The sequence below is a fragment of the Erwinia sp. genome, from assembly GCF_031978025.1.
GTDB lineage: Bacteria > Pseudomonadota > Gammaproteobacteria > Enterobacterales > Enterobacteriaceae > Erwinia.
In genome coordinates, this window is the sequence record NZ_DALZCD010000006.1 from 1 (window position 1) to 9,359 (window position 9,359).

9 protein-coding genes are annotated in these 9,359 nt (G+C 54.9%); 7 read left to right on the top strand and 2 right to left on the bottom strand.

Annotation, left to right across the window (positions count from 1 at the left end):
- The coding region (locus RTK32_RS00995) for a LysR family transcriptional regulator (RefSeq protein ID WP_312041671.1) at positions 1-210 on the bottom strand (210 nt) is incomplete at its 3' end.
- Positions 211-326: 116 nt separating this feature from the next.
- On the opposite strand from RTK32_RS00995, the gene RTK32_RS01000 reads away from it, so the two are divergent.
- From RTK32_RS01000 to mglC, 7 genes are all read left to right on the top strand, one after another.
- Entirely contained in the window at positions 327-1,463 is a 1,137-nt protein-coding gene (locus RTK32_RS01000; RefSeq protein WP_312041672.1) for a YbfB/YjiJ family MFS transporter, read from the top strand.
- Between the two features lie 125 nt (positions 1,464-1,588).
- On the top strand, positions 1,589-2,254 hold the full coding sequence (gene folE, locus RTK32_RS01005; RefSeq protein WP_312041673.1) for a GTP cyclohydrolase I FolE: 666 nt from the start codon (positions 1,589-1,591) through the stop codon (positions 2,252-2,254).
- 68 nt (positions 2,255-2,322) lie between these two features.
- Positions 2,323-3,474, top strand: a complete 1,152-nt coding sequence (gene yeiB, locus RTK32_RS01010; protein ID WP_312041674.1) for a DUF418 domain-containing protein YeiB — start codon at positions 2,323-2,325, stop codon at positions 3,472-3,474.
- A 152-nt stretch (positions 3,475-3,626) separates the two neighbouring features.
- Positions 3,627-4,667, top strand: coding sequence for an HTH-type transcriptional regulator GalS (galS, locus tag RTK32_RS01015; protein ID WP_312041675.1), 1,041 nt, complete (start codon positions 3,627-3,629; stop codon positions 4,665-4,667).
- Positions 4,668-4,802: 135 nt separating this feature from the next.
- Positions 4,803-5,795, top strand: a complete 993-nt coding sequence (mglB, locus tag RTK32_RS01020; protein WP_312041676.1) for a galactose/glucose ABC transporter substrate-binding protein MglB — start codon at positions 4,803-4,805, stop codon at positions 5,793-5,795.
- A gap of 81 nt (positions 5,796-5,876) precedes the next feature.
- A complete protein-coding gene (gene mglA / locus RTK32_RS01025; protein ID WP_409451049.1) occupies positions 5,877-7,385 on the top strand; it encodes a galactose/methyl galactoside ABC transporter ATP-binding protein MglA in 1,509 nt (502 codons plus the stop codon).
- Positions 7,386-7,402: 17 nt separating this feature from the next.
- Positions 7,403-8,413 (top strand): galactose/methyl galactoside ABC transporter permease MglC, encoded by a 1,011-nt coding sequence (gene mglC / locus RTK32_RS01030; protein ID WP_312041677.1) that lies wholly within the window; start codon positions 7,403-7,405, stop codon positions 8,411-8,413.
- 47 nt (positions 8,414-8,460) lie between these two features.
- Here the strand turns inward: mglC and RTK32_RS01035 are convergent, their stop codons facing one another.
- The gene (locus RTK32_RS01035) at positions 8,461-9,213 is read right to left on the bottom strand and encodes an SDR family oxidoreductase (RefSeq protein ID WP_312041678.1); all 753 of its coding nucleotides are present in this window, start codon (positions 9,211-9,213) and stop codon (positions 8,461-8,463) included.
- Positions 9,214-9,359 lie beyond the last annotated feature (146 nt).

Sequence of the window (9,359 nt, forward strand, 5' to 3'; positions counted from 1 at the left end):
CCGCTGTGCATAACCCAGGAAATTATGGCCCATCGGCGACAGGCGCAGACGTTGCTTTTCACGGATAAAAAGATCGATGCCCGTTTCCTGTTCGAGCTGGCGCAACCGGGTCGTCAGGTTGGACGGTACCCGATGCAGCTGTTCGGCAGCACGCGCCAGCGAACCGGTCTCCGCTACTGCACAAAACATTTTCAGCTGAGTCAGATCCATGTGTTCTCTTTTCGTAAGCAAGTTGGTAACTATTATTCACTTTTTGTAAGTCTAGCCGTGATGCAGACTGACTGCAATACTTTCATCAAACCGGATAAAGCCGGAAAGGAGAAAAAATGGCGGTACGGGTAGCCTTAAGCGCGTTCATTGCGCTGATCGTAGCAATGGGCATCGGACGCTTCACCTTTACCCCACAGGTGCCGCTGATGATTGCCGGACATCAGCTGACGTTGACCAGTGCGGCGGTGGTGGCGGCTTTCAACTATCTGGGTTACCTCTGCGGCTCCTGGAACGCGATGCGGGCCACTACGCATGTCGAGGCCCGACTCAAAGCCGGTATTGTCGGTGCGGTCATCCTGACGCTGCTTTCCGCCTGCGTGTCCGATGCCTGGCTGCACGGTGTGGTGCGCTTTGTGATCGGGTGGGCCAGCGGCTGGACGATGGTGCTGGTAGCCGCCTGGAGTAACGAAAAGCTGCATCACTATGGTCGGCCTGGTTTAAGCACCGCCGTTTTCGCCGGGCCGGGCATGGGCATCTTTCTGAGCGGGCTGCTGGCCGTCTACCTCCATGCGCGACAGGTCAGCGCCGCTCAGGCCTGGTGTGCTTACGGCGTACTGGCCCTGGTGTTGGCTGCCCTTATTTTCCGTTTCCTGCCGCGCAAAGGCGAACTGCACCGGCCTGATACGGCGCCGGAACCGCTGGTGCTGACCCGCGGCTTAAAAAAGCTGGTCTGGAGCTACAGCCTGGCCGGATTTGGCTACATCATTCCCGCCACGTTTCTGTCGCAGATGGCGGCTGCCCGTTTTCCTGCCAGCGCTTTCGCCCAGTTTGTCTGGCCGATCTTTGGCGGCACGGCGGTCGTAGGGGTGGGATTAGGTATTCTTCTACGGCGTTTCGGCACGTCCAATACGCGGCTGGCGTTTAACCTGTGGGCGCAGGCGGCAGGCGTGCTTTGCGCTGCCGTGGTGCCGGGCCTGAGCGGGCTGGTGGTCGGTTCGGTACTGATGGGCATCGGCTTTCTCAGTTTGGTGTCGCTGTCGCTGCAATATGCCCGCGAAATGGCGCCGCGCCATAGCCGTTATATGGCGGGCTTGCTGACCACCGGGTACGCCCTCGGTCAGCTTGCCGGGCCGCTGGTTTCGGCACTCTCCACTACTTTGACGCATCGCCTGGAGCCTGCGCTTTACGTTGCGGGGGCAGGGCTGCTGGTCGCCGGACTGCTGGTCTGGCGGCGCGATCCCACCGCTGCATGAAACTGTTTCAGGACGGTTTAGATTGATTCGCTGGATTAACGACGCGTTGTGTACCAAAATACGCCCTCTGAAATTGTACCGCTCCCGTTGGGATCGGCGCCACACCCGTTGGAGAAAACATCGCCATGGCTACGTTAAGTCAGGAAGCCACACTTGTTCACGAAACGCTGCTCGCGCGTGGACTGGAAACCCCACTACGCTCGCCTGCGCGTGAAATGGATGACGAAACTCGCAGACGGTTGATTGCCGGGCACATGACTGAAGTCATGCAGCTGCTCAATCTTGATCTGGAAGATGACAGCCTGATGGAAACGCCGCATCGCATCGCCAAGATGTATGTGAATGAGGTGTTCTCAGGTCTGGACTACGCCAACTTCCCGAAAATCACCCTGATTGAAAACAAAATGAAGGTGGACGAAATGGTGACGGTGCGTGATATCACGCTGACCAGCACCTGTGAACACCATTTTGTGATCATCGACGGCAAAGCGACCGTGGCCTACATCCCGAAAGACAAGGTGATTGGCCTGTCGAAGATTAACCGCATCGTGCAGTTCTTCTCTTCCCGTCCGCAGGTGCAGGAACGGCTGACCCAGCAGATCCTGGTGGCGCTGCAAACGCTTCTGGGCACTAATAACGTCGCAGTTTCTATCGACGCGGTACATTACTGCGTGAAAGCGCGCGGTATTCGCGATGCGACCAGTGCGACCACTACTACCTCGCTGGGCGGCCTTTTTAAATCCAGCCAGAACACCCGTCAGGAATTCCTGCGCGCCGTTCGTCACAACTAAGTTACCGACTGGCCGCGGCCTACCTGTCGTCGCCAGTTCTTACCCTTCGTTACCGTCAGGGCCTGCCGATGCCTCGTATTCAGACGCTGGATTTTATTCGGGGCATCGCCATTCTGGGGATCCTGCTGCTTAATATTAATGCCTTTGGCCTGCCGGGTGCCGCCTATCTGAATCCCGCGTGGCAGGGCAGCATCACGCCTACTGATGCATGGACGTGGGCGCTGGTTGATTTTTTTGCCCAACTGAAATTCCTTGCGCTGTTTGCGCTGCTGTTCGGCGGCGGTTTGCAGCTGCTGCTTTCACGAGGAAAACGGTGGCTGCAGGCGCGCCTGAGCTGGCTGGTGCTGTTCGGCTTTCTGCACTGCCTGCTGTTCTGGGAAGGGGATATCCTGCTGGATTACGGGCTGATTGGGCTGGTAGCCTGGCGGATGATCCGCGATGTCTCTTCGACGCGGCAGCTGTTTAATACCGGTGTGATGCTGTATATCGTGGGCTGCGGCGTGCTGCTGGTGTTCGGTTTGCTGTCGGGCCATCAGCCTAACAACTCCTGGCTGGCTGGCGCGGCGGACAGTCAGTATGAAACCTTCTGGAAAACGCACGGCGGTTGGGAAGCCATGCGTAACCGCCTCGATCTGCTCTCTTCGGGCCTGCTGTCGCTGGCGGCACAGTATGGCTGGCAGCTGGCAGGCCTGATGCTGATCGGCGGGGCATTGATGCGCAGCGGCTGGCTACAGGGCCGCTGGAGCCTGGTGCACTATCGGCGTACCGCCCTTATCCTGCTGGTGCTGGCAGCCCTTATCGAAATACCGGGCATCTGGCTACAGTGGGCCTGGGGCTGGGCATTTTATCCGTCCGCTTTCTTTTTACAGCTGCCGCGCGAACTCAGCGCACCGCTTCAGGCGGTTGGCTATGCCGCGCTCTGCTTTGGCTTCTGGCCTACGCTGGCCCGGTTTCCCCTTACGCCTGCCATCAGTAGCGTAGGGCGGATGGCGCTGAGCAACTATTTACTGCAAACCCTTCTGTGCACAACATTCTTTAACCACTTCGGCTGGTTTAATCGGCTCGATCGCCTGCATTTGCTGGCGGTTGTGCTGCTGGTCTGGCTGGTCAATCTCCTCTTTTCGCTGTGCTGGCTGCGCTATTTTCGTCAGGGGCCGGTTGAATGGGGCTGGCGTCAGCTTACTCGCCTGAGCAGCCGCGGAACGATGTTACAAAAATGATAACCGTCACAAATGTGACGGAAAGAGATGTAACCGTTTTCATGAGTGTGACCTGATTCACGCAGTCTTGCCTTTCGCTTTGTCAGAATGGCCCCCGCAAACAATGCATCCGGGAGGGCTATGCAAACCTTATCTTCCACAGGAAGTCAGCCATGATCACCATTCGCGATGTAGCCCGAGAGGCTGGCGTGTCGGTGGCAACGGTCTCGCGCGTGCTCAATCACAGCGCGGCAGTGACTCAGGAAACGCGGGAAAAGGTATTGGGCATCGTTGGCCAGCTGGGCTATCGCCCCAACGCCAACGCGCAGGCGCTGGCTTCCCAGGTCAGCGACACGATTGGCGTGGTGGTGATGGACGTTTCCGATCCCTTTTTCGGCGCGCTGGTCAAAGCGGTGGATACAGTGGCTCAGCGCATGCAAAAACATGTGCTTATCAATAATTCCTATCATCAGGCGGACAAAGAGCGACACGCAATTGAGGTGCTGATACGTCAGCGTTGCGGCGCGCTAATCGTTCATGCCAAAGCGCTGGGGGACGACGAGCTGGCTTCGCTGATGGATCAGGTACCCGGCATGGTGCTGATCAACCGTGTCGTGCCGGGCTACGCTCACCGTTGCGTTTGCCTGGACAACGTCAGCGGTGCGCTGATGGCGATGCGCATGCTGCAACAGCAGGGCCACCGGCGGATCGGCTATCTGGGGTCGAGCCATGCTATCGAAGACATGGATCAGCGCCGTGCGGGCTGGCGACAGGCGCTGGCCGAGCAGGGTGTTCAACCTACCGAAAGCTGGAGCGCCAGCGCCGAGCCGGATATGCAGGGCGGGGAGGCCGCAATGGTAGAGCTGCTGGGTCGTAACCTCCAGCTTAGCGCCGTGTTCGCCTATAACGACAGCATGGCCGCCGGGGCGCTGGCTGCGTTGAAAGACAACGGCATTGCGGTGCCGCAGCAGCTGTCGGTGATTGGCTTTGATGACATCCCTATTTCGCGTTACACCGATCCGCAGCTGACCACTGTCCGTTATCCTATTGTTTCCATGGCTAAACTGGCGACCGAGCTGGCGCTGAAAGGCGCGGCGGGCCTGCTGGATGAGTCAGCAGGCCACTGCTTTATGCCCACGCTGGTGCGTCGGCATTCCGTCGCCATCTGCCAAAGTGTGGCGGCGATCACTATACGCAACGATACCGCCATGTAACCGTTTTCAATCCGTGAGTAAGTTCACAGTTAATTAACATCTGCTTCACTAAGATGGCCGTGCCTGGCCGGGACAGAATAACAACACGGTCCGGCCGCACACGCATACCGACCCTACACAGAACCGGAGAGAACAATGAAGAAGGCATTCACCCTCACTGCCCTGGTTGCCAGCATGATGTTTGGCGCAACGGCGCAGGCTGCCGATACCCGCATTGGCGTAACCATCTATAAATATGACGATAACTTTATGTCCGTTGTGCGCAAGGATATCGAGAAGGAAGCGAAAAACAGCAGCGGTATTCAGCTGTTAATGAACGATTCGCAGAACAGCCAGTCAACGCAAAACGATCAGGTTGACGTCATGGTAGCAAAAGGGGTGAAAGCGCTGGCGATTAACCTTGTCGACCCGGCGGCCGCCGCGGTCGTGATCAGCAAAGCCAAAGCCAACGACATTCCCATTGTTTTCTTCAACAAAGAGCCTTCCGCTAAGGCCCTGGCCAGCTACGAAAAAGCCTATTATGTTGGCACCGATTCCAAAGAGTCCGGCGTCAAGCAGGGCGAGCTGATCGAGAAACACTGGAAAGCCAATCCAAACTGGGATCTGAATAAAGACGGCGTAGTGCAGTTTGTGCTGCTGAAAGGCGAACCGGGCCATCCGGATGCCGAAGCGCGTACCAAATACGTTATCGATACCCTGAACAAAGACGGGCTGAAAACCCAGCAGCTGCATCTGGATACCGCTATGTGGGACACCGCCCAGGCGAAAGACAAGATGGACGCGTGGCTCTCCGGCCCGAACGGCAACAAAATCGAAGTGGTTATCGCCAACAACGATGCGATGGCAATGGGTGCGGTAGAAGCGCTGAAAGCGCATAACAAAACCTCCGTACCAGTATTTGGCGTGGATGCCCTGCCAGAAGCGCTGGCGATGGTGAAATCAGGCGCGATGGAAGGCACCGTGTTGAACGATGCGGAAAACCAGGCAAAAGCCACGTTTGATATGGCGAAAAACCTCGCGGCGGGCAAACCGGCAACCGAAGGCACTAACTACAAGCTGGAAGGCAAAGTGGTACGTGTAGCCTACGTCCCGGTCGACAAAGAGAATCTTGCTCAGTTTAGTAAATAAGTCTTTCCGGACGCACTCGCGTCCGTTACCGGACCCGTCGCAGAACGGGTCCGATCGTAAAACGATCCGCCAGGTAGAATTATGAGCAGCGATCAGGGGCAGTATCTGCTGGAAATGACTAACGTCAGCAAATCCTTTCCGGGCGTAAAGGCGTTAGATAACGTTAATTTGAAAATCCGTCCCCATTCGGTTCACGCGTTGATGGGTGAAAACGGCGCGGGCAAGTCAACTTTATTAAAATGCCTGTTTGGTATTTATAGCAAAGACACGGGAAGCATTCTTTTTCAGGGCAAAGAAATTGATTTTAAAAGCTCCAAAGAGGCGTTAGAAAACGGCGTCTCAATGGTGCATCAGGAATTAAACCTGGTTTTACAACGCACGGTCATGGATAACATGTGGCTGGGCCGCTATCCGCGAAAAGGCTTTTTCGTCGACCAGGAGAAAATGTACAAAGATACCAAAGCCATTTTCGAAGAGCTTGATATCGATATCGATCCGCGCGACAAAGTTATTAACCTTTCCGTTTCGCAGATGCAGATGATAGAGATTGCCAAGGCATTCTCCTACGATGCCAAAATTGTGATTATGGACGAGCCGACCTCTTCATTAACGGAAAAAGAAGTGAACCATCTGTTCACTATTATCCGTAAATTAAAAGATCGCGGCTGCGGTATCGTTTATATCTCTCACAAGATGGAAGAGATTTTCCAGCTCTGCGATGAAATTACTATTCTGCGCGACGGACAATGGATCGCTACCCAGCCGTTGGAAGGGCTGGATATGGATAAGATCATCTCCATGATGGTGGGCCGTTCGCTGAACCAGCGCTTCCCGGACAAAAGCAACGTGCCCGGCGAAACCATTTTGGAGGTGCGTAATCTTACCTCGCTGCGCCAGCCGTCTATTCGCGATATCTCATTCGATTTGCGCAAAGGTGAAATCCTTGGCGTGGCCGGTCTGGTAGGCGCCAAACGAACGGATATTGTGGAAACACTGTTTGGCATCCGCGAAAAGTCTGGCGGCACTATTAAGCTGCACGGCAAAAAAATCAATAATAACTCGGCTAATGAAGCGATTAATCACGGCTTTGCGCTGGTGACGGAAGAGCGACGCGCCACGGGTATTTATGCTTATCTTGATATCGGCTTTAACTCGCTGATTTCAAATATCCGCAAATATAAAAACTCGATTGGCCTGCTGGATAACAACCGCATGAAAAGCGATACCCAATGGGTTATTGATGCCATGCGGGTAAAAACACCAGGACATGCCACTTCTATCGGTTCGCTTTCGGGCGGCAACCAGCAGAAAGTGATTATTGGCCGGTGGTTGTTAACTCAGCCGGAAATATTAATGCTGGACGAGCCAACGCGCGGTATCGACGTTGGTGCAAAGTTTGAAATTTATCAGTTGATTTCCGATCTGGCGAAAAAAGAGAAGGGCATCATTATTATCTCTTCCGAAATGCCGGAACTGCTGGGCATTACCGACAGGATCCTGGTCATGAGTAACGGCATGGTTGCAGGCATTGTCGAAACAAAAACTACCACGCAAAACGAAATATTACGTTTAGCATCCAAGCACCTTTAATGAGGTAAGGGCTGTCCATGAATGCTGTGAATAAGAAGAATGCGCTCACCTGGCTGAAAGAAGGTGGCATCTACGTTGTGTTGCTGGTTTTGCTGGCAATTATTATTTTCCAGGATCCCACGTTTTTAAGCCTGATGAACCTGAGTAACATTTTAACTCAGTCCTCCGTGCGTATTATTATTGCGCTTGGTGTGGCCGGGTTGATTGTAACGCAGGGTACCGACCTCTCCGCCGGTCGTCAGGTTGGTCTGGCTGCTGTGGTGGCGGCGACGCTGTTGCAGGCTATGGATAACGCCAACAAGGTGTTTCCACATATGGATACCGTGCCGATCCCGCTGGTCATCCTGATTGTTTGTGTCGTCGGCGGCCTGATTGGCCTGATCAACGGCGTGATTATTGCCTATCTGAAGGTGACGCCTTTTATCACCACGCTGGGCACGATGATTATCGTTTACGGCATTAACTCGCTTTATTACGACTATGTAGGCGCTTCGCCAATCGCCGGGTTCGATGAGAAATTTTCGACCTTTGCGCAGGGCTTTATTCGCATGGGCGATTTCAAGCTCTCCTACATTACTTTCTATGCGGCTATTGCTATCTTCTTTGTCTGGATCCTGTGGAATAAGACCCGCTTCGGCAAAAATATTTTTGCTATCGGCGGCAATCCGGAAGCCGCAAAAGTGTCAGGCGTGAATGTTAACTTCAACCTGATCCTGATTTATGCACTTTCCGGCGTGTTCTACGCCTTCGGTGGGATGCTGGAAGCGGGACGCATTGGCTCGGCAACCAATAACCTGGGCTTTATGTACGAACTGGATGCGATTGCAGCCTGTGTGGTGGGCGGCGTCTCCTTTGCCGGCGGCGTCGGCACCGTAGCCGGGGTGGTCACGGGCGTGCTGATTTTCACCGTCATCAACTACGGGCTGACCTATATCGGCGTTAACCCTTACTGGCAGTACATCATCAAAGGCGGCATCATTATTTTCGCCGTGGCGTTGGACTCTTTAAAATACGCCCGTAAAAAGTAGTCTTTCCCTGCAAAGAAAGGCCAGCCCGGCTGGCCTTTTCCCTTCTGTCAGAACTGTACGCCTTTGGTCAGCCCACCATCTACCAGCAGATTAGCGCCGGTAGTAAAACTTGCCGCCTCGCTGGCCAAAAAGACCGTGGCTTTGGCCACTTCCTGCGGCGTCGCCATCCGTCCCAGCGGGTTCGCCGCCAGGCATTTAGCAAAAGTTTCCGGCTGGTTGCGTTCGATATCCCCCCAAACCCCTTCACTGAAATAGACGTTGCCCGGCGACACGGTATTCACACGGATGCCGTCTGCCGCGTGGCGTTCCGATAAGGTTTTGCCGTAATGGATCAGGGCCGCTTTCATAATGCCGTAAGGCTCGGCAAACATATCGACCTCGCGTCCTGCTACGCTGGATATTAGTACGATGGCGGCCGCCGGGGAGTTTTTCAGGTAAGGAAGGGCGGCCTGAACCAGCGTGACTGTGCCCATCAGATCGGTATCGAAGGCCTTACGCCACACGGCAGGGTCATTGCCGGCCGCCAGCGCGCTGACGTTAGGCACAATAATATCCAGGCCGCCGAGCCGGGTTGCCGCGTCCTTAATCCAGGTTTGCATCTGCTCGGGAGAGGTGACATCGACCGCCGTGCCGTGGGCGCGTGAACCCAATGCCTGCTGCGCTTCCTGTACGCCTTCCGCGCCGCGTGCGCAGAACTCGACGCGTGCGCCCTCGGCAAGAAAGCATTCTACAATCGCTCGTCCAATGCCGCGCGAGCCGCCGCTGACCAGTACACGACGATCTTTCAAATTCAGATCCATTTGTCTCTCCTGTTAACGTTTAGTGATTTATTCGGGGAGACAGACTGACAGAAGAAGAGGGCAGGTTTATAACAATCAGTGCGTTACTGCTGTATTGGTATTGGTATTGGTATTGGTATTGGTATTGGTATTGGTATTGGTATTGG